The 18904-nt window shown below is 39.8% G+C and carries 21 protein-coding genes; 14 read left to right on the top strand and 7 right to left on the bottom strand.

The genetic code is table 11. The features are described 5' to 3' along the window. The first annotated feature begins 8 nt into the window (after nucleotides 1-8). From IGI52_RS12725 to IGI52_RS12710, 4 genes are all read left to right on the top strand, one after another. The gene (locus tag IGI52_RS12725; protein ID WP_016179546.1) at nucleotides 9-473 is read left to right on the top strand and encodes a PTS sugar transporter subunit IIA; all 465 of its coding nucleotides are present in this window, start codon (nucleotides 9-11) and stop codon (nucleotides 471-473) included. 92 nt (nucleotides 474-565) lie between these two features. Further along, entirely contained in the window at nucleotides 566-871 is a 306-nt protein-coding gene (locus IGI52_RS12720; RefSeq protein ID WP_048718959.1) for a PTS sugar transporter subunit IIB, read from the top strand. A gap of 52 nt (nucleotides 872-923) precedes the next feature. Further along, nucleotides 924-1730, top strand: a complete 807-nt coding sequence (locus IGI52_RS12715; protein WP_049220556.1) for a Cof-type HAD-IIB family hydrolase — start codon at nucleotides 924-926, stop codon at nucleotides 1728-1730. Nucleotides 1731-1770: 40 nt separating this feature from the next. Then, a complete protein-coding gene (locus IGI52_RS12710) occupies nucleotides 1771-2706 on the top strand; it encodes a sugar-binding transcriptional regulator (RefSeq protein ID WP_049220558.1) in 936 nt (311 codons plus the stop codon). Nucleotides 2707-2801: 95 nt separating this feature from the next. Here the strand turns inward: IGI52_RS12710 and IGI52_RS12705 are convergent, their stop codons facing one another. After that, on the bottom strand, nucleotides 2802-3527 hold the full coding sequence (locus IGI52_RS12705; RefSeq protein WP_049220560.1) for a GntR family transcriptional regulator: 726 nt from the start codon (nucleotides 3525-3527) through the stop codon (nucleotides 2802-2804). Between the two features lie 230 nt (nucleotides 3528-3757). On the opposite strand from IGI52_RS12705, the gene IGI52_RS12700 reads away from it, so the two are divergent. After that, entirely contained in the window at nucleotides 3758-5068 is a 1311-nt protein-coding gene (locus IGI52_RS12700) for a PTS sugar transporter subunit IIC (RefSeq protein ID WP_438781539.1), read from the top strand. A gap of 26 nt (nucleotides 5069-5094) precedes the next feature. Then, nucleotides 5095-6513: a glycoside hydrolase family 1 protein gene (locus IGI52_RS12695; RefSeq protein ID WP_049220564.1), complete on the top strand. Its 1419-nt coding sequence runs from the start codon at nucleotides 5095-5097 to the stop codon at nucleotides 6511-6513. A 54-nt stretch (nucleotides 6514-6567) separates the two neighbouring features. Here IGI52_RS12695 and IGI52_RS12690 read toward each other — a convergent pair whose 3' ends face one another. From IGI52_RS12690 to IGI52_RS12675, 4 genes are read right to left on the bottom strand one after another with little or no spacing between them, the layout of a single operon-like run. Beyond that, nucleotides 6568-7230, bottom strand: a complete 663-nt coding sequence (locus tag IGI52_RS12690) for an ABC transporter permease (protein WP_016179553.1) — start codon at nucleotides 7228-7230, stop codon at nucleotides 6568-6570. Nucleotides 7231-7235: 5 nt separating this feature from the next. Then, nucleotides 7236-8153 (bottom strand): osmoprotectant ABC transporter substrate-binding protein, encoded by a 918-nt coding sequence (locus IGI52_RS12685; RefSeq protein ID WP_049220566.1) that lies wholly within the window; start codon nucleotides 8151-8153, stop codon nucleotides 7236-7238. Between the two features lie 3 nt (nucleotides 8154-8156). Then, nucleotides 8157-8792 (bottom strand): ABC transporter permease, encoded by a 636-nt coding sequence (locus IGI52_RS12680; protein WP_016179555.1) that lies wholly within the window; start codon nucleotides 8790-8792, stop codon nucleotides 8157-8159. 2 nt (nucleotides 8793-8794) lie between these two features. Then, nucleotides 8795-9967, bottom strand: coding sequence for a betaine/proline/choline family ABC transporter ATP-binding protein (locus tag IGI52_RS12675; RefSeq protein ID WP_016179556.1), 1173 nt, complete (start codon nucleotides 9965-9967; stop codon nucleotides 8795-8797). Between the two features lie 427 nt (nucleotides 9968-10394). On the opposite strand from IGI52_RS12675, the gene queA reads away from it, so the two are divergent. Continuing rightward, nucleotides 10395-11426, top strand: a complete 1032-nt coding sequence (queA, locus tag IGI52_RS12670; RefSeq protein ID WP_438781538.1) for a tRNA preQ1(34) S-adenosylmethionine ribosyltransferase-isomerase QueA — start codon at nucleotides 10395-10397, stop codon at nucleotides 11424-11426. A 379-nt stretch (nucleotides 11427-11805) separates the two neighbouring features. Here queA and IGI52_RS12665 read toward each other — a convergent pair whose 3' ends face one another. Both IGI52_RS12665 and IGI52_RS12660 read right to left on the bottom strand, forming a co-directional pair. Then, complete coding sequence (locus IGI52_RS12665; protein ID WP_438781536.1) at nucleotides 11806-13002, bottom strand: site-specific integrase; 1197 nt, start codon at nucleotides 13000-13002, stop codon at nucleotides 11806-11808. 128 nt (nucleotides 13003-13130) lie between these two features. Next, nucleotides 13131-13808, bottom strand: a complete 678-nt coding sequence (locus tag IGI52_RS12660; RefSeq protein WP_438781535.1) for a helix-turn-helix domain-containing protein — start codon at nucleotides 13806-13808, stop codon at nucleotides 13131-13133. Between the two features lie 174 nt (nucleotides 13809-13982). Here IGI52_RS12660 and IGI52_RS12655 point away from each other — a divergent pair, with 174 nt between their 5' ends. The 7 genes from IGI52_RS12655 to IGI52_RS12625 all read left to right on the top strand — a co-directional run bounded on the left by IGI52_RS12655 (nucleotide 13983) and on the right by IGI52_RS12625 (nucleotide 18899). Further along, nucleotides 13983-14204: a hypothetical protein gene (locus tag IGI52_RS12655; RefSeq protein WP_438781534.1), complete on the top strand. Its 222-nt coding sequence runs from the start codon at nucleotides 13983-13985 to the stop codon at nucleotides 14202-14204. A 50-nt stretch (nucleotides 14205-14254) separates the two neighbouring features. Further along, nucleotides 14255-14554, top strand: a complete 300-nt coding sequence (locus IGI52_RS12650) for a helix-turn-helix domain-containing protein (protein ID WP_438781533.1) — start codon at nucleotides 14255-14257, stop codon at nucleotides 14552-14554. A 57-nt stretch (nucleotides 14555-14611) separates the two neighbouring features. Beyond that, complete coding sequence (locus IGI52_RS12645) at nucleotides 14612-15175, top strand: hypothetical protein (RefSeq protein WP_438781532.1); 564 nt, start codon at nucleotides 14612-14614, stop codon at nucleotides 15173-15175. A 106-nt stretch (nucleotides 15176-15281) separates the two neighbouring features. Next, entirely contained in the window at nucleotides 15282-15566 is a 285-nt protein-coding gene (locus tag IGI52_RS12640; RefSeq protein ID WP_438781531.1) for a hypothetical protein, read from the top strand. Nucleotides 15567-15600: 34 nt separating this feature from the next. Beyond that, nucleotides 15601-16329 (top strand): ssDNA-binding protein, encoded by a 729-nt coding sequence (locus IGI52_RS12635; protein WP_438781529.1) that lies wholly within the window; start codon nucleotides 15601-15603, stop codon nucleotides 16327-16329. Then, nucleotides 16322-17410: a hypothetical protein gene (locus IGI52_RS12630; RefSeq protein WP_438781527.1), complete on the top strand. Its 1089-nt coding sequence runs from the start codon at nucleotides 16322-16324 to the stop codon at nucleotides 17408-17410. The genes IGI52_RS12635 and IGI52_RS12630 overlap by 8 nt, the downstream gene beginning before the upstream one ends. Beyond that, on the top strand, nucleotides 17400-18899 hold the full coding sequence (locus tag IGI52_RS12625) for a DNA primase family protein (protein WP_438781526.1): 1500 nt from the start codon (nucleotides 17400-17402) through the stop codon (nucleotides 18897-18899). Before IGI52_RS12630 ends, IGI52_RS12625 begins: the two co-directional genes overlap by 11 nt. The last annotated feature ends 5 nt before the right edge of the window (nucleotides 18900-18904 follow it).

Here is an 18904-nt window from a genome sequence, read left to right as displayed (position 1 = left end):
GGTTTGCGATGGAAGAAAAGAATCTTGTTGAAAAAAATTGTATTTTACTTGATCAGGATGTTCATTCATTTAAAGAGGTCATTCAGTTGATCGGTGCTGAATTTGAAAAGGCGGAAATAGTTAAACCGTCTTATGTGGAAGCAGTCGTGGCTAGAGAAAAAGTTTTTCCAACTGGGCTAGCAGCAGATGGACACAACATCGCGATTCCTCATACAGATCCGGAGCATGTCTTGCGGCCGGGTATGGGTGTCGTCGTAACCAAAGAACCGATTGAAGTATCGATGATGGGCAGTCCTGATATTAAACTGCAAAGTAAAATATTTTTCCCGTTGGCGATGGAGCATCCGAAAAAGCAGTTGGATTTACTGCGACAATTAATGAACGTTTTTAAGACCAAAGAAGATCTTGATACAATCAGCTCTGCGACAACACCGGAAGAGGTTTTAGCAGTGACTAGCAAAATTAAATTCTAAAAAACTCCATTTTATGAAAGCGTTATACTATAATGGATAAAAGGGCTTATCAGAGTGTGAACATGAAAACTACTTAAATTGGAGGTTTTGAGATGACCGAAATCAAAATATTATCTGTATGTGGATCTGGTACGGTTAGTTCTGCCATGGTGGGGGAGCGAATCGTGGAGTTACTAGAGGAACACGGTTATGAAGTAGAAATTCAGGAAGTAAATCCAGGAATGGTCAAAGGAGCAGTTGCTAATAATGATATTGATTTAATTGCCTTTACCAGCCCAATTGATCCTGCCGATGCTGAAGGGATTCCGCAAATCAATTCTGTGGGATTACTGACTGGATTGGACGAAGAAACATTTTTAGATGCAGCATTAGCCGCCTTAAAAGAAATGGGAAAATAATATGTCAAAAGGCTGGATAAAGTGTCCAGCCTTTTTTTGAAAGGAGATTCGGATGGTATTAGTTGCTTTAGATCTTGATGGAACAGCGCTGGATTCGAATGGCAGGCTGTCACAAAGTGTTGCAGAAGCAATTCGCCAGAGAGCTAAAAGTAAAAAGTACATATTCGCCTTTTGTTCTGGACGTCCGCTTTCAGGAGTGCTGCCTCATGCTCAAGCAGTGGGAATAGCAGAGAATTATCATGTTCTCGCCAATGGTGCTCTGGTTCAAAATGGTGCTGGTGATAGACTGGTTGAGGAGCTTCTGGATTTTTCGGCGTATCAAGAACTGACAAATTATTGTTGTGAAAATGGCTTGACCTGTATTGCGGTTAATGATCGTGGAGCAATCACAGCTTTTCCTTCGATAAATCTTGGGACACTGGAATTTTGTTTTTTGACAAATAATCTGCTGAGGTTTTGTCCAATAAGCGAAAGTGAGCCGACTGAAAAATATTCCAAATTGCTTATTTGCGATAACCCCGATATAATAAAACAGAACAAAAGTCGAGTAGAACAGCGTTTTTCAAAACACTATACCTGTGTGGAAGGCTATCCGACGATGATCGAGTTTGGTAAGAAAAATGTCAGTAAAGGCAGCTCTTTAGCTAAACTGGCAGCTTATTATGGATTTTCGGACAGCGAGGTCTTTGTCGTGGGGGATAATGACAACGATCTTTCTTCTTTTGAACGCTTTTCGCAATCAATCGCGATGGGAAATGCAACGAGTGAATTAAAACAGGCAGCCAACTGGCATTGTCCGACGAATGATGAAGACGGTGTAGTCTTGGCTTTGAAAATGATTGACAACTTTATTACATAATTATAGGATGCTGATCCAGTATTTGAACTAGGAGGATAATATGGCGAATGATATTTCTACATTATTAAAAGTAGCAGAAATGTATTATTTAGATAGGATGAATCAAAACGATATTGCGAAAATAATTGGGGTATCACGTCCATCCATTTCTAGAATGCTGGAGGAAGCACGAGAGAAGCAGATCGTTAAAATCACGATCGAAGCGCCTTTTGAACGTAACAATGCGTTAATGACGAAATTAAAAGAAAAGTTCGATCTTTTGGAGGTTATTGTTGTAAAAAGCTTGGGAGATTATGAATTCAATCTCGACAATGTAGGTAAAGCTTCAGCTGATTATATCAACGGAGTTTTAGCGGATGACAAGCTTTTAGGGATTTCGTGGGGGAGAACCGTTGAAAAAATGGTTAAATACTTCCCAGATCATGAGCTGAAAAATGTCCATGTGGTCCAGCTGACTGGAAGCTTAGGTCCGAACCGAACAGTGATGGATGGGAATGAGCTAGTTTTTCGCTTGGCTCAAAAATTAGATGGTCGCCATGAATTCTTCAATGCACCAGCGTTTGTCAACTCCCGTAAGCTGCAGGAAGAACTGCTGGCTCAGCCGCAAATTGATTTGAATATTTCGCTGGGACGCAAGATTGATGTGGCTTTTAGCGGAATCGGAAATATCGAAACGACGCGGAATACGCTCGTCTCTTCAGGGATCTTAGATAATCGTGATTTGAATGATTTACTCGCTGAAGGAGCTGTGGGAACAATGATTGGTCGGGCCTTTGATGTCGAAGGAAAAGAAATTCAATACCGTAATCAGTTCCCGATTTCTAGTGGTCTAGATTCACTTCGACTATCCCCAATCAGCATTGGTGCAGTCTGCTCAAAAAAAAGAGCAACAGCAACCCTTGGTGCAATCAATGGTAAATTAATCAATGTTTTGATTTGTGATGAGGAAGTCGGTTATGAATTGTTGAATAGTTAATTTAGTTGTACTGAGTTTATAGAATAGCAAATAACCTCTTCCTTTAAAAAAGGAAGAGGTTATTTGTGTTTTGGAGAATTTGCTAAATAAAAGCTTTACAACCGATAAATGTGTCTGCTGGATTTGTTTACGATGGTAATATCACCTTTGTCATAACGATGTCGTGTTTGAGAGTATTCAAAGGGCTGATCGTTTTCCAGATACACCGTTTGTTCGATTTCTAAGACAGGGTCGTCTGGCTGACAGTGAAGGTATTCAATGTCATATTGATCAGGTTTGTCTGCTTTGATTCTACGATGCGATTGACCAAATTTTAAATGCAAGTCCTCTTGGATATACTGATAGATCGAGCTCTTTAAAATTTCTTCACTGATTCCTGGAATTAGTAAGACAGGCATCACCGTGTATTCAATCGCTAAGGGCTCGTCGTCCAGCATACGAAGTCGAATAATATCATAGATTGGATCATTTTTACCGATCTTCAGTTTTTCTTGATCCTTTTCACTGGGGAAGGTCACACCAAAGGAAATAATTTTACTGTTTAGATTTCCTAGGTGCCCCAGTTTTTTTGTCATGCCGCCATAAATACTAGCGTCATAATCATAGACCGATTCAGGTCCCTTTACATAAGAACCTGATCCTTGTCGTCCTTCGATTAATCCCTCGATTTGTAGGCTTTTCAACGCTTTTTGGATTGTTACGCGGCTTGTGGTGTAAAGCTTCGCTAATTCTGCTTGATTCGGTAATCTAGAGTTTTTTGGGTAAACACCATCGATAATCTGCTTTCTTAGGTCTACTGCGATATCTTGATAAAACGCCATTTTTCTTCTCCCTTAATGTTGAAAAGTAAGTTGATAAGCCTGAGGTTTACAAATTTTTCAGAAAAAGATACTTGAATTTACAAATTTTTATAACTGTATTAGATTGGCAATGTAATCGATTACTAAAAAGATTGATATTCCGATTTTATCATGATTTTTTATAAGTTGTAAAAAGAGTATAGCATAGTTGAAAACTAAAAAAGCAAGAATCAATTACGAGGAGGAGTATTATGGAAAACGGCTTTATGGGAAAACTTACGGAAGTTCTTGGTAACTTTGCGACGAAGGTCAATTCATTTCGTTACATCATGGTAATCAAGAATGCTTTTGCTTCCTTAATCCCAGTTATCATTACCGGAGCGTTTGGGACCTTGTTCTCAGCGATGGTATTTGACAATGAAAATGGTTTAGCGAGAATCAAGGCACTGAGCTTTTTAGCAGAATTGAAACCGATATCATCAGCTGTAAGTTATGTTACTTTGAGTTTTCTAACGATTTACGCAGTTTTTCTGATCGGTATCGAGTTGGCCAGGTTGAACAACGTGAAAGGCATTTTTCCGGGAATTGTCGCGGTGATGAGCTATCTATCAGTCAATCCTTTTGTCTATGAATATGTAAATGCTGATAATATCACTGTCATAGCTGAAAATGTTCTAGCGAAACAATATACAGATACGAAAGGATTATTCCTCGGGATGTTTGTGGCGATTGCTTCGATTGAGCTGTATTGTTGGCTAGGACGCCAAGAACGTTTGAAGTTAAAAATGCCAGATACTGTTCCCACCAATGTATCAAAAAGCTTCTCAGCTTTATTTCCAACCATATTAACGGTAGCTATCATTGCAACTGCGGGTTTTGTAATAAAAGCGGTGACGGGAATGTACGCGTATGACATTATTTACAATATTGTACAGCGACCGCTCGAAGGGATCGTTCAAGGCCTGCCAGGAATCCTACTGCTTATGTTTATCGCGCAGGTGTTCTGGGTCATCGGAATCCATGGAAACCAGATGGTAAAGCCTGTGCGTGAACCGTTACTGTTGGCTGCCATCGCTGTGAATACCGAAGCCTTTGAAGCAGGAAAAGAAATCCCTAATATTATCACAATGCCTTTTTGGGATATGTATATGAGCATGGGCGGTTCAGGGGTTACGATCGGTTTATTGATCGCAATTTTATTCGTTAGTAAACGAGACGATATGCGAGAAATCACCAAATTATCCTTGGCTCCCGGAATTTTCAATATCAATGAGCCGGTAATTTTCGGAATGCCAATCATGCTTAACCCGATTTTAGCAATCCCATTTATTGCGACCCCATTGATCACCGGGACGATCGGTTATATAGCGACATCACTTGGTTTTGCGGCAAAAGCGGTGGTGATGGTCCCTTGGCCGATGCCGCCTATCGTGAATGCTTATCTTGCGACAGCAGGTGATATTGGTGCAGTGGTTACTCAAATTATTTGTATTATCGTATCCATCTTGATCTATTTACCGTTTGTTAAAGTTTCGAACAAAGCAGCAATAAAAAATGCGTAAAACTACTATGAACTAGGAGGTAACTAATGGAAATTTCAATTCCGAAAGATTTTATAATTGGAGCAGCAGCATCAGCTTGGCAAACAGAGGGCTGGAAAGGTAAAAAAGCAGGTCAAGACTCTTTTATCGACAGCTGGTATAAAAACGAAAGATTTGTTTGGCACGAAGGATACGGTCCAGCCGTGGCGACGAATTTCATGGAAAATTATGAGAAAGATATCGCGCTGATGAAGGAGATTCATTTGACTCATTATCGAACCTCCATCAATTGGGCACGCTTTTTTACAGACTACGAAAAGTTGATCGTAGATGAGGAGTATGCCGCACACATTGATGAGATCATTGATAGGCAGATCGAAGCAGGTGTAGAGCCGATGATCTGTTTAGAGCATTACGAGGTGCCTTCATATTTGCTGGATACCTATGATGGTTGGTCTTCTAAACACGTCCTTGAACTATATGTGCAATACGCGCAGATTGCTTTTGAGCGATATGGTGATCGCGTGAAAAATTGGTTCACTTTTAATGAACCGATTGTCGTTCAAACTAGATGCTATTTGGATGCTGCGCGCTGGCCGCATGAACAAAACACAAAAAAATGGATGCTATGGAATTATCATAAGGCCTTAGCAACAGCCAGAGTCGTTGAAAGCTATCATCGGACACAAGATGACGGACGGATCGGCTGCATTTTGAATCCTGAAATGGTCTATCCTCGATCAAGTTCAGTTGAAGATGTTCAGGCAGCGAAGATGTATGATCTATTCTTTAATCGTGTGTTCTTTGATCCCATGATTAACGGCGAATATTCTGAAGAGCTGATTCAAGTATGTAAAAAACATGAGATTTATTTTGATCCGACAAACGAAGAACTTGAGGTTATCAAAAACAATCCTGTTGATTTTCTTGGAATCAATCAGTATTATCCAAAGCGCGTCCGTGCGCCAAGATATGCTTGGAATGACCAAACACCCTTCCACCCAGAAGCCTATTATGAAAGCTTTGATCTTCCTGGAAGACGAATGAATAACTCTCGCGGCTGGGAAATCTACCCAGAGATTATGTATGATATGTCGATGTATCTAAAAGATAATTATCGCCCAATTCCATGGTTGATCACAGAAAATGGAATGGGACGTGAACAAGAGGAATTATATAAAAATGAGGATGGGATTGTTCAGGATGATTATCGTATTGAATTCATCTCGCAACATCTCTACCATTTATTGCGAGGAGTTAAAGATGGCTCAACCTGTGAGGGGTATATGCTTTGGGCCTTTACTGATTGTGTTTCACCTATGAATGCTTTTAAAAATCGCTATGGGTTGGTTCGCATTGAGTTGGATAAACAACGTACGCGATCATTGAAGAAATCTGCCTATTGGTATCGTTCATTAGTGGATGATCGGAAGCTTATTGTTGAGGATGAAAAAGATTTTAAATAGAAAAATGCTCTCCAATCATTTGTATAAATAGTTGGAGAGCATTTGTTTTACGGCTTATTTACTTGTCCTTGTAGCTGGGTCGAGTTTGCGTTCGACGATACTCAAAATCCAGTCGGTCATGATTGCCATTAAAGCAGTTGGTAAAGCTCCCGCTAAAATGATGGCGGTTCCGTCTGTTGCATTGGTTCCGCGAATAATAATATCACCTAAACCACCAGCTCCAACAAAGACACCGATGGCAGTAATTCCGATCGCTACGACTAGTGCGTTTCGAATACCGGCCATAATCACCGAAACAGATAATGGAAGCTCAATCATATATAGCCGCTGCCAATTGGTCATTCCCATGCCGGTTCCAACATCCAATGCATTTTTATCGACTTGACGCATGCCAGTATAGGTGTTTTTGATGATCGGCAGCAGCGAGTACAAGAACACGGTCAAAATTACGACGTTAACTCCAAGCCCCATTCCAATCATTAAAACGGAAATCATCGCTAAAGAAGGGATGGTTTGGATAACATTGGCTAAACGAATTACCCAGTTTGCTAATTTTGTATGACGAGCAATGAAAATCCCCAGAGGAATCCCCACGATCGCCGCAAAAATCACCCCGTAAATCGAAATCAGAAAGTGGCGTATAAATTGGGCAAAAATAATACTGCCATTCGTTTGATAATATTGAATGAATTGTTGAAATGTATTTAGATTTTGCATTACGCTCACTTCCCTTCGAAATAGTTATGTTCTTTTAGAAAATCTTCTGCAACGATTTGTGGTTCCACAAGGTCATTGTCTGCTCGGTAATTAAGTCTTTGCATTTCTTCAGTAGAGATTTTTCCCGCTAAACGTTCCAACGCGTCTTTGACCTTGGGATCAGTTTTCAATAATTTATTTGAAACGATCGGTGCTGCGTCATAAGGTGGGAAGAATCGCAAGTCATCTTCTAGCATTACAAGGTCATAGCTGGCGATTCGTCCATCTGTTGAATAGCCAAGAACGATATCCATTTTTTTCGCGGACAACGCATCATAGACGAGGCTGACCTGCATAGGCAAAATGGAAGAAAACTCAAAACCGTAGGCTTGTTTAAAGCCCTCGTAGCCATCACCTTTTCGCGTGATCCAAGAAGTATCTACTCCAGCTTTTAATTCTCCTGCAACGCGCTTTAAATCACTAACCTTTCTCAGGTTGTATTTTTCTGCTGTGTCTTTTCGAACTAAGAATACATACGTATTGTCAAAACCATAAGAAGGGAGCCAGGTTTGATCAAAACGCTTCTCAAATTCATCATGGACGATAGTAAAGGCTTTTTTAGGATCCTTTTCTGCAGGTAACTGCAGGATGGAAGATAAATCCGTTCCTGTATATCGTGCGGATGAGATGGAAGCATCGTCTTTCAACATCGCTTGGTGATTGATCATATTGGTGGCTAAGTTATTGATCACTGTCGTTTTCTTGTCAGTATAATGTTCAACCATTCCAGCAGTGATACTTCCAAGTATCTGCATTTCTGAGGTGATTCCCCCAGTAACAGCGATAGTATCTTCGTCATCGTTGGAGGCTAGACCAGGAAAGGAACAGCTGCTTAGGAACAATAGAGAAAGTCCCATTAAAATGAAAATCTTTATTTTTTTCATGGATTAATCCTCCTTCCTTAGTGCTGCCGGAGTCATCCGATCTTCCAATAAACCTAGAAGCTGATCGATGATCAATGCCATTAAAATAACAGGGACAGTACCTGCGATAATCAAAGGAGGTTGAAAGTTGTTTAGTCCACTGAAAATAAGGTCGCCTAGGCCGCCTGCGCCAATATAAGAAGCGAGTGTGGCCCATGCGATTACATAGACAGCTGCTAAACGAATTCCTGCCATGATCGTAGGAATCGCTATAGGCAATTCCACTGTAAAGATCGATTGCAGGTTGGTCATTCCCATTCCTTTTGCAACGTCCCGATAATTACGATCAACATTTTTCATCCCGATAAAGGTATTTCGCAAAATCGGCAAAAGTGAATAAATAAACAGTGCGATAATCGCCGGAAATTTCCCTACACCGAAAAAAGGGATCATCAATGCTAACAAGGCAAGTGAAGGAATGGTTTGTAAAACGCTGGCGATCCCGATCACTAAATTAGAAATTTTTGGCAAACGGGTCAATACGATCCCTAAAGGAACAGCTACGAGAATTCCTAGGCCTAAAGCGATGGCTGAAATATATAAATGTTCAGCGCTTTTTGTCAGCATTTGTCCACCATATTCATTGATGAATGCTTGCATAATTACGCCTCCTCACTACTGATGTTTTCGGCCGCATCTCCGAAAGTATCTTCCTCGCCCCAAAGAACATCATAGATAATATCCACAAGAGAAACTCTTGTTAAGATCCCCACAAGATGATTGCCTTCATCTACAACAGGCACATATTTTACGCCACGTTTTAGAATACGTTGTAGGCTATCTCGCACCAAAGCCGCTTCTTTAACATAGAATACCTTTGGATTAATGATATCACCGATGCTTGTTGCTTTTCCTCGGCGGCGTTCGCGGTCGATTGTTTCAACGTCAACGAAGCCCTTCAGGACATTTTCTTCATCAACGACCAATAAGGTATCTACCCGTTTTTCTCGCATCAGACGAATCGCATTTTGCAAACTTTTTTCTGGCGTGATAGAAATAGCTGTGTGCATCATGATCTCACCAACTGTTGTGGTATCTGGTTTTGCTTGCAATAAGCGGTCTTCACCTAATAATTCTTCAACAAACTCATTGGCTGGATTTTGCAAAATATTTTCTGGTGTATCAAATTGAATGACTTTTCCGTTATCCATAATGGCGATCCGGTTCGATAATTTTAACGCTTCATCCATATCGTGAGTAACGAAGACGATCGTTTTACCTAACCGTTCTTGCAAATCCTTTACAAGATCCTGCAAAGAATCACGAGTAATCGGATCTAAGGCTCCGAAAGGTTCATCCATTAAAATGACATCCTGATCAGCTGCAAGCGCACGAACAACCCCGATTCGCTGCTGTTGTCCACCAGATAATTCGTGTGGATAACGATCTAGCATATCTCGTGGTAATTCTACTAGGTCAATCATTTTCTCTGCTGTCTTGTTTTGCTCTTCCTTGTCGACTTTCAATAGTCGTTGTACAAGAGTAATGTTGTCACGAATCGTCATATGCGGCATCAAACCAATATTTTGAATAACATAGCCAATTTGGCGTCGTAATTCAACGGGATTTTTCTTTTGGATATCCTCTCCGTTGATTCGAATCGTTCCCTTTGTTGGATCAATCATACGATTGATCATTCGCATGGTTGTTGTTTTTCCGCTCCCACTAGTCCCAATCAAACAAATAAATTCACCCTTATTAAAAGAAAGGTTGACGTCTTCCACTGCTACTTTGTTTCCATTATAAATTTTAGAAACGTGGTCAAATTCAATCATCTTCTGTGCTCCTTTTTAATCGTTGGAAATCTTCCAATTTTTTCTTTTTTTACGGTCGATACATTTTGTTAGAACTCAAGTGAGAACAGCAAAAAGTATCAATTGAATGTAAAAAAATGAACATAGTTATGATTTTAGTATGCAACAAGAAGCGTTTAAAAACAAATAGACCGCTTCTTTTTGGTCAAAAAGAAGCAATTTGAACTGATTTCACTGAAAGAAGAATAACATTTTTAGAATGTTTTTTTCGAGTACTTTGACTCTTCGCAACGTTTAGCAGAACTCATAAAAAACATTTTTCTGGACCTTAAGAAAAATTTTGACAAATTTGCTCTTTTTTCTATTGGTATCGTGAGAAAGAAAACAGCACAGTGCTTTTCAATAGGATTGACCCATGATAGAATAGCGGAGGAAAAGAGGAGAAGCTATGTTAACCACAGAAGATTTTGATTTTGATTTACCAGAAGAATTAATTGCCCAGACCCCTCTAGAAAAACGCGACAGCTCGCGTCTATTAGTGTTAGATCGAGAATCTGGCCAAATCGAGGATAAGCATTTTGATGATATTATTGAAGAGTTGAATCCAGGAGATGCCTTAGTGATGAATGATACACGGGTATTGCCTGCTCGTTTATATGGCGAGAAGCCTGAAACTGGAGGACACTTGGAAGTATTATTGCTGAACAACACCCAAGGAGATGAATGGGAAACTCTGATCAAGCCAGCGCGTCGTGCGAAAGTCGGCACTCAGATTGTTTTTGGAGATGGCCGTTTACGGGCAGAAGTGAAGCAAGAATTAGAGCACGGTGGGAGAATTGTTGAGTTTTCCTATGAAGGAATCTTTTTAGAAAACTTGGAGTCTCTTGGTGAAATGCCACTGCCACCATATATCAAAGAACGTTTGGAAGATCCAGAGCGTTACCAAACTGTATACGCAAAGGAAAACGGCTCTGCCGCAGCGCCAACAGCTGGATTGCACTTCACGCCAGAATTGCTAGAAAAAATCGCTGCTAAAGGTGTGAAATTGGTTTACTTGACCTTACATGTAGGCCTTGGCACATTTCGACCAGTGAGTGTTGAAAATATAGCTGAACATCAAATGCACAGTGAATTTTATCGCTTAACGGAAGAAGCTGCTGCTCAGTTAAATGATGTTCGTGACAGTGGTGGAAAAATTATTGCAGTAGGGACAACGTCGATCCGTACCTTAGAAACGATCGGGACGAAATTTTCTGGGGAAATCAAAGCAGATAGTGGCTGGACCGATATTTTCATCACACCCGGCTATGAGTTCAAAATTGTTCAAGCCTTTTCAACCAATTTTCACTTGCCCAAATCAACATTAGTGATGCTGGTAAGTGCGTTTGCTGGACGTGAGAAAACGTTGGCTGCTTATCACCACGCTATCGAGGAACGTTATCGCTTTTTCAGTTTTGGCGATGCGATGTTTGTGAAGTAAAGGGATCAAAAGGTAAGGCACTAGATACAGACAAGTATTTAGTGCCTTTTTGTCGTTGAAAACATGGCCTTAGAAGCTAAAGCAGGAAGAAAAACTGACAGCTATCTTGAAGTAAGGAATTCATTTTTCGAAACCCATGAAAAATGAGTTTTAATCTCGCCACGCCTACGATTCGACTAAAGTGTTCAACATTTTTGATAGTCTAAAACTTTATCATAGCGGATATTAATAATAAATACTGCGAAAAGTCGAACTCGCAAAAAAAGCCAGGCTCTCGATAAGCCTGGCTGTTTGTATGTAAATACTGATATATCAACGGTTCCAAGGAGTTGGGAAGTGAGGTGGCTTAAATTTTGGCTTAACTTAATCAATTTCGATCTTACTCATCTTTTTTTCTTGATGATGGCAGCAACGTTGTTAATGCGCCTCTCAATTGATCCTCACTACGTTTTGTGACATGCGCGTAGATTTTAGCCACCATTGCGGTGTCGACGTGCCCTACCCTGTTTGCGACCGCTTTTAACGTGACTCCGTGCTGTACAAGCAGAGATATATGCGTGTGTCGAAATCCGTGCCCGTCGATTCGTTTGAGCTTTTCGCCAATTTCTTCGTCCATCAGATCTTGAATTCTGATGCGCCATTTACGAATTCCGGTTGTTGACAAAAACTGAGTTCCATCTTTGTCACGATTATTAGTGAAAATAAGCCAGTTTTCATTCCAATCTGAATAGTTCGCCTTTTGTATTTCGCGCCATTCTTTCAACACACTAAGAGTATCTTCATCAATTGAAATACGTCGCGTAGATGACCTATTTTTTGTACGTTCAGCAATGTATTCGCCTTCTTCACTAGCAGTAACAGCGCGGTGAATGTACATTGTAGCTGATTCAAAATCTAGATCTTTCCACATTTGAGCACGTACTTCTTGCGAACGAGCACCCGAAAAAGCTAACAAAAAATAAAAAGCATACTGTTTATAATTTCTCTTGTGATTATTTTCTGCTAAACGCTTAGAAATTTTTAAGAATAAATCGAGTTCTTCTTCTTCGTAAAAATCATCAATTTTGGATCGCTCTGAACCTGCTTTTTTTCGTGGTGTATCAACGTTTTTCGCAGGGTTTTTCGTTATCATTTCTAATTTGTACGCTAGATAAAATGGTTCAACAAATCGACGAAACATCAAATCACAGCACACAAATCGTTTTGACAGCTCGACAGAGTAATCGTTGACCATGAAAGGTGTTATTTCATCTAATTTCATGTGACCAAATTTGGGGAGGAAATGATTCTTGTACATACCTTTTAACTTTTTAGTTGTTGCAGGCTCGCGTGTCTGTTCAAACTTTTCAATCCAAATTTCGTACATATCTTTGTAAGATAAATTGTTTTTCTTAGTATTTTCCCAGTATTCACCTTTATCAACCTGCCGCTCAATTTCGCCAGCAAACAGCTTAGCCTCTTTTTGAGTACGAAATCCTCGTTTGCGAGTAGACGCTCGTTTGCCCGTGCGGGGGTTGATACCAAGCGGAATTTGTGCGGTGTATGTACCATTTTTTTCTTGCTTTATTGATGCCATAATTTTTGTCAGTCCTTTCGTTGTGACCAGCCGTTTAAGGCTCGATCCTGATATCGAAAGGTTGACTGAATGATGTGTACATCATTTTGTTTTCGCTCCTTTTTTTACTATTTAATAGGTAGAGATTTCTAAAGATGATTGTTTTGATTACTGATAGCACCTATGAGAACACCATTTATCTCAAATTTATGTGATTCGTTATCAGTCAACACGAACGTTTCATATGTTGTATCGTTGCTATCTGGTTCCAGAATCGTCGTGCGAGGTGTCGTATAATAACGTCTGATATGATATACCTCATCAATCTGGAATAGTATGATTTCTCCATCCTGTGGCAACAAATTAGGTGCTATAGCCACTATGTAGCCCATCGGAGCGGATTTGTTTATAACATCACTGTTCATGATGACTGCATAAGTATCTGAATCTTCTATCAACCACTCGCGCGCAAGTGTGGTTGTGTCTAACTCGTCAGCATCCTGCAAACCATTCTTGTCATCGAAAATATACTTAATCTGTATATTGCTATTATCAACCAGCAATCTACGTGAAATGTCTTCATCTGATGAGACGATTGGTTCTGTGCTAAGGTTTTCTGTAGCAATGTTCAGAAGATTTGCTATTCTTGCGAGGGTCGGTTGATCTATATCTGTTTGACCTCTCTCAGCACGAGATAGCGTCGAGTGATTCATATTTACTTGTTGAGCTAAACTTCTTACTGATATACCGCGACTTTCGCGAGCTGTTCTGACAATACTTCCGATTTTCTCGCGGTATACTTGCTTATCTGTTTTTCTATCCGACAATCTAGTTCACACCCTTCTCGGTTCATATTTGAACCTCTTTTCGTAATTTTAACACATATATCAGCAGAAATGAAACGCAAAGAGAAAAAATAAAAATAGTTGATAAAAAGTGTTGCGAAATTGAACCGGTGTGTGATATAATGAAATCAAGATAAAGATAAGGAGATGAGATTGATGAAGAGAAAAATAGAAAAAGCTATGACTGCAAATCAAGCTTTGGAAATGCTAGCAGTCGGTTTGACAAACACAGAGTTGGCTGAACTACTCGATGTTTCACGTACTGCTGCTGTGCAAAAAAGAAACGGAGCTCGTAGCGTAACACTTAAAGACCGACAAAAAATGATATCAGTTTTTGATCTGAATGATGAAGACATACTACATCTGATGAAAATATAATTTTTTTTAATCCGAATGGTTCAAAAATGAAACAGAGGTGAGATCACATAATGAATATTACATTAGAGGAAGAAACAATCAATCAGCTAGTAGCAAAAGTCACAGAGCGAGTATTGCAGAAATTACCAATTTTTAACGAACAGCAGCCAATTGCAAATGATAAAAACGACAATCGTTACATGAATCAAAAACAGGTTTGCGAATACTTACAAGTATCAGCTCACACAGTCAACAAATACATACAGGCTGGCTTACCGATCATCCAGATTGATGACGGAGGCCGCACATACTACGATCGGGATGACGTAGACGAATTTATGGCGAATCATAAAATATCAACAAAGTGTTAACAGCGTTGCAAAGTGCAACGAAGGGGAGCAAAAAAAAACAGAAAGAGGTTTTTTAAAATGAATATTCAAGTAATCGAAACTGAGAAAAAAATTGGAATTGTGTCAGATTATAACAAAACGTGGATTGCACATGCGAGAAAACTTGGCGGCAAATGGGATGGAGATAAAAAAGCATGGTTTTTCGATAAGAAAAAACAAGACATTATTGATGATGTGCTGCTAGAAATTTTCGGTGAGTCACCTTTTTCAGATGAAGATGTCAAGCGCGTAGATATTAAGATTAATGCGATAGATTTTGTAAATGATGATACGATTCGCGTCGGAACAATTATTGTAGCTGTGCGTCGCTGTCGTGACTATGCAGTGCAATTAAAAAATGGCGCTTATGTCTCAAAAGGCGATTTTCCAGCGTCGGGCGGATCAATGAAATATCCATGTTGTAAACCTGACGAAAACGTTGAAATGATTGTTCCTAATTTTCCATTGTCGATTTTAGCTGGCATTGACAAAGAGCTATACACGATCATTGACGACGAAGTTAAACAACAAGATGAGTTGATTCGTGAGAAACAGAAGCTCGAAAAAAGATTAGCTGAAATCAATTTATTACTAGCAATGTAATAACGCACAACCGTTACTTGGTGGCAAAAGGCAGGTTCGATTCCTGCCAACGGTGTGTCGATCGAAAAAAAGGGATCGAAAAAAATCAAAGAAAGAGGTTTTTAACATGGATATTTTAAAAAAGAATGTTGTTGTCGTTTTAGATGAATACGAGGATGGCGCTGTGTATACTACATTAGAAATTAATTGGGATGGCTGCCAAAAGTGGGTCAATGATCACAGTCACAATGGTTGTATGCCAATTCCATCGCGGCGATGGATGTCAAAAAAAGCACTTGAAAAAGCTAAAGAAATACGTTCATATCGCAATCGAGATTTTTATGAAAGCAAAGAACAATTAGCACAATTAGAACAGATTCCCCCAGTTTTTCGTTCATTGAATTACTACTAGAAAACAGCAAAACAACCGCACCCGGTGGCAAGAGATGGGTTCGATTCCCATCTGCGGCATTCGCATGGCACGCAAACAAAAAACGCAAACAGAATGCGATCAAATCAAAAATCTACTATGTAAAGGAGAGAAGAAGACAATGACGAATAAGGAAATCGTAGCAAGAAACATCACGCTGAACTATCAAGCTATCATCGGACCGCGAAATTACGGCGGAGATAGGGTTTATTCAACAGTGATTATGATTGCAAAATCTGATGATGCATTGCTTTCTGAAATCAGCGATGCGATTGACGATGTGATCGCAAAAGCAAGTGAAAAGGGTGGAAAGTTCGAAAATCTGGATGATGAAACAAAAGAGAAGATCGCTATAGCGACGCTTCATGACGCAGACGCAGAAGGTAATGAAGCGATGGCTAATCACTATTACTTACGTGTTTCTAGTAAAACCAAACCTCTTGTAATCGATCTTGATGGTCAAAACCTAACAGGCATCGATGATGTTTACGATGGTGTGATCGCATCAGTAGTGTTCAAACTTTACGCATACGCATTTACTCCAGCTGGGAACGGTGATCGAAAGTATGGGATCAAAGGTGAGTTGATTGGAGTAGTCAAAGTTAATGAAGGCGAACGAATCAATAATACGATCAGCGCTACGACATTACTAGATAAAGTGATGAATAAATCAGCACAAAGTCAAAGTGTTGACAGCGCTGATGCGTACAATAATCCATTTGATGATGGTGATACAAATGAGTGATAAAAATCTAAACATCGCTGTCGCTGCAAACTTGAAGCAATCCGTTTGGGATAACGTAGAAGGTAAATGGTCATCATTAGTTAATAATTTCAAACAACCAGTCATTACGTCCGAAACGTTCGATGAGTTTCAAGCAATGGATAAAGGCGAACGCGGTCCAATAAAGGATGTAGGCTCGTTCGTGGGTGGCGTATTACTCAATGGAAGACGATCAAAACACAGCATTTTACGACGTGATCTTATCACGCTTGACATCGATTTTCCAGATCAATCGGCAGAGGAAATTTGGGAGAAGATTGCTGCGACAGGATTAACAGTTGCTGTGTACACTACACATTCAGCGACTGTTGATGATCCTCGTATGAGGGTTGTAGCACCGCTATTTTATCCTGTTTCATCAGACGATTACGAACCTCTCGCGCGAGCCTTTGCGGCTGTAATCGGCATCGGGATGGATGCTTTCGATGACACAAGCTATCAAGCTGAACGTCTTATGTTCTTACCATCAGTTTCCCAAAATGGTTACTTCTATTTTAATCATCAGAATGGTCAGTGGATTGATCCAAAAGTTGCTTTGACATCGTTTTATAAGGACTATACAGATGCAAATGAATGGCCGCGAAGTACGCGCGAAGAACAGCGCAAGATGAGTTATGGAATCAAAAAGTTAGTAGCAAAATGTACAAACGAAGACGATTCCGTGACGCTGCAAAATGCGTTCAACACTGTCTACGATGTTGATTCAGCAATCGAGGCATTTCTGACAGAAGTTTATTGTTATGCAAGCGCTAATAGATACACGTATCTGTTAAGTAATTCAGGTGTTCAAGATGGTTTGGCTGTGTACTCAGATGGTGGGTTTGCTTCATTTCATGATACAGATGCTGCACGTGATCCTTGGAGCTTTGATGCCTATGGGCTTGTGATGGCTCATCATTTTGGTACTGATTACGAAGCAAAATTAATGATGGATGAATGGATCAATGATGAATTACAGAATGTTGTTGAGAAACAAAAAGAACTACTATTAAAGAAAGTAAAGAAAGTTGCGAGCAAGGAGGTTAATCGCGATGTCAAATAGATTTTCACAAAAAGCAAAAGAGCAAGCTGACGATAAAAAATCGAACGTCGTTAATCTTCCTAATTCAGCCGATTTGCCTGGTTGGTTCGAAGAAACAAAAGGACACATCACAATCTCCTACTACAATCTTGCACAGCATGTGCTCGCAAAATGCCCAGCGATGGCAGATCAAATGGAGTTTGTCATCTATAATCCAAAATTGGGGTATTGGACAAGCAACACTGAGCCCTTTTTAAATCGTATCGTCAGCAATGAATTTCTAAGAAAAGAACGTAAAAACAACATGATTAAGGAAGTAGAAACATCAATTTTGGCTCAAGTTTCTTGCGATGACACAGAGCAACTTCCTCGACCTGTGATCGGAAAAGTCGCTTTGAAAAATGGTGTGTACGATATGAAAACAGGTGTGTTTGAGAGAAATGGATTCAAGCCGGAATACTATCTGAGAACAGCACACAACATAGAATACGACGAAACCGCCACTTGCGATGCTTTCGATAAGTTCTTGATGTACATAACCAACAATGATGAAGGCAAAGTGAAATTCATTTACGAGTGGTTGGGATCGTTGTTTTGGACAGAGATGAGATCGAAATTCATGCAAAAGATTCTGTTCCTCTATGGAAACGGCGGGAGCGGAAAGTCCATCATCATACAAGTTGCAAGAGCGCTTATTGGCGAGGCTGCAACCGTAGATGTCGATATTAATGAGATGAAGCCAGACAATTTTGGCGTTGATGTCTTACATAATGCAAATTTGGCGATTGATGCTGACACCGCGATCCCCTCGATTAAAGACACGACTATTTTACGAAAAATGTCCGGTGGCGATGCAATCAGTGCCAAACGTAAATTTAAGAACAATGTAACGTTTCGAACATATGCAAAACTAGTTGTATCGTTTAATAAAATGTTTCACATTTTAGATGAGAATGGGGAAATTCGACGACGTGCAATACTTTTGAGTATTTTTTCTGATGTTGACGATGTTATTGCAGAAGAAGAAGGATTTCACGTAGATCATGACATTTTGCCAGAAATGTCAGGCATTTTTAACAAAGCTGTGAAAAGCTTCATGGATGCATATAATCGCCGTAGTTATAACATTACAACGGAAATGGAACAAGAAAAAGAGCTGTGGCTTGATGGTAACGATAAGGTTATCCAATTTATCAATGATGCAATTGAGCATGAGATGGTGTATCAACGCGAAGATGGTGAAATTGAGAAAAAAGAACTGTACTACCGTTTTCTGGTTTGGGACAAACTCAACGACAATTCAAATAGCGCAATGGGTCAAAATGAGTTTTATCGTCGTGTTGGAAACATGGGTTACAGCGTAGAACGAAGTAAGAATGAAATTAGTGTCTATGATAAGCCAACTCTGGAAAATATTTATATCCACAAAACAGGACAAATGAAAGATAAGATACCAAAACAAAAATCTCGTCCACGCGTGTTCGTTGGCTTGTCTAATTCACCAGCATGACCGCA

Source organism: Enterococcus sp. DIV0187, assembly GCF_051713785.1.
In the GTDB taxonomy this organism is placed as follows: domain Bacteria; phylum Bacillota; class Bacilli; order Lactobacillales; family Enterococcaceae; genus Enterococcus_A; species Enterococcus_A avium.
The sequence above is the reverse complement of the archived record's forward strand: the minus strand, read 5'-3'. Positions and strand labels throughout refer to the sequence as shown.

What these genes read in the sequence shown, in the direction of transcription:
- IGI52_RS12725 (WP_016179546.1), top strand. Translation starts at nt 9, where the DNA reads ATGGAAGAAAAGAATCTTGTTGAAAAAAATTGTATTTTACTTGATCAG.
- IGI52_RS12720 (WP_048718959.1), top strand. Translation starts at nt 566, where the DNA reads ATGACCGAAATCAAAATATTATCTGTATGTGGATCTGGTACGGTTAGT.
- IGI52_RS12715 (WP_049220556.1), top strand. Translation starts at nt 924, where the DNA reads ATGGTATTAGTTGCTTTAGATCTTGATGGAACAGCGCTGGATTCGAAT.
- IGI52_RS12710 (WP_049220558.1), top strand. Translation starts at nt 1,771, where the DNA reads ATGGCGAATGATATTTCTACATTATTAAAAGTAGCAGAAATGTATTAT.
- IGI52_RS12705 (WP_049220560.1), bottom strand. Translation starts at nt 3,527, where the DNA reads ATGGCGTTTTATCAAGATATCGCAGTAGACCTAAGAAAGCAGATTATC.
- IGI52_RS12700 (WP_438781539.1), top strand. Translation starts at nt 3,758, where the DNA reads ATGGAAAACGGCTTTATGGGAAAACTTACGGAAGTTCTTGGTAACTTT.
- IGI52_RS12695 (WP_049220564.1), top strand. Translation starts at nt 5,095, where the DNA reads ATGGAAATTTCAATTCCGAAAGATTTTATAATTGGAGCAGCAGCATCA.
- IGI52_RS12690 (WP_016179553.1), bottom strand. Translation starts at nt 7,230, where the DNA reads ATGCAAAATCTAAATACATTTCAACAATTCATTCAATATTATCAAACG.
- IGI52_RS12685 (WP_049220566.1), bottom strand. Translation starts at nt 8,153, where the DNA reads ATGAAAAAAATAAAGATTTTCATTTTAATGGGACTTTCTCTATTGTTC.
- IGI52_RS12680 (WP_016179555.1), bottom strand. Translation starts at nt 8,792, where the DNA reads ATGCAAGCATTCATCAATGAATATGGTGGACAAATGCTGACAAAAAGC.
- IGI52_RS12675 (WP_016179556.1), bottom strand. Translation starts at nt 9,967, where the DNA reads ATGATTGAATTTGACCACGTTTCTAAAATTTATAATGGAAACAAAGTA.
- queA (WP_438781538.1), top strand. Translation starts at nt 10,395, where the DNA reads ATGTTAACCACAGAAGATTTTGATTTTGATTTACCAGAAGAATTAATT.
- IGI52_RS12665 (WP_438781536.1), bottom strand. Translation starts at nt 13,002, where the DNA reads ATGGCATCAATAAAGCAAGAAAAAAATGGTACATACACCGCACAAATT.
- IGI52_RS12655 (WP_438781534.1), top strand. Translation starts at nt 13,983, where the DNA reads ATGAAGAGAAAAATAGAAAAAGCTATGACTGCAAATCAAGCTTTGGAA.
- IGI52_RS12650 (WP_438781533.1), top strand. Translation starts at nt 14,255, where the DNA reads ATGAATATTACATTAGAGGAAGAAACAATCAATCAGCTAGTAGCAAAA.
- IGI52_RS12645 (WP_438781532.1), top strand. Translation starts at nt 14,612, where the DNA reads ATGAATATTCAAGTAATCGAAACTGAGAAAAAAATTGGAATTGTGTCA.
- IGI52_RS12640 (WP_438781531.1), top strand. Translation starts at nt 15,282, where the DNA reads ATGGATATTTTAAAAAAGAATGTTGTTGTCGTTTTAGATGAATACGAG.
- IGI52_RS12635 (WP_438781529.1), top strand. Translation starts at nt 15,601, where the DNA reads ATGGGTTCGATTCCCATCTGCGGCATTCGCATGGCACGCAAACAAAAA.
- IGI52_RS12630 (WP_438781527.1), top strand. Translation starts at nt 16,322, where the DNA reads ATGAGTGATAAAAATCTAAACATCGCTGTCGCTGCAAACTTGAAGCAA.
- IGI52_RS12625 (WP_438781526.1), top strand. Translation starts at nt 17,400, where the DNA reads ATGTCAAATAGATTTTCACAAAAAGCAAAAGAGCAAGCTGACGATAAA.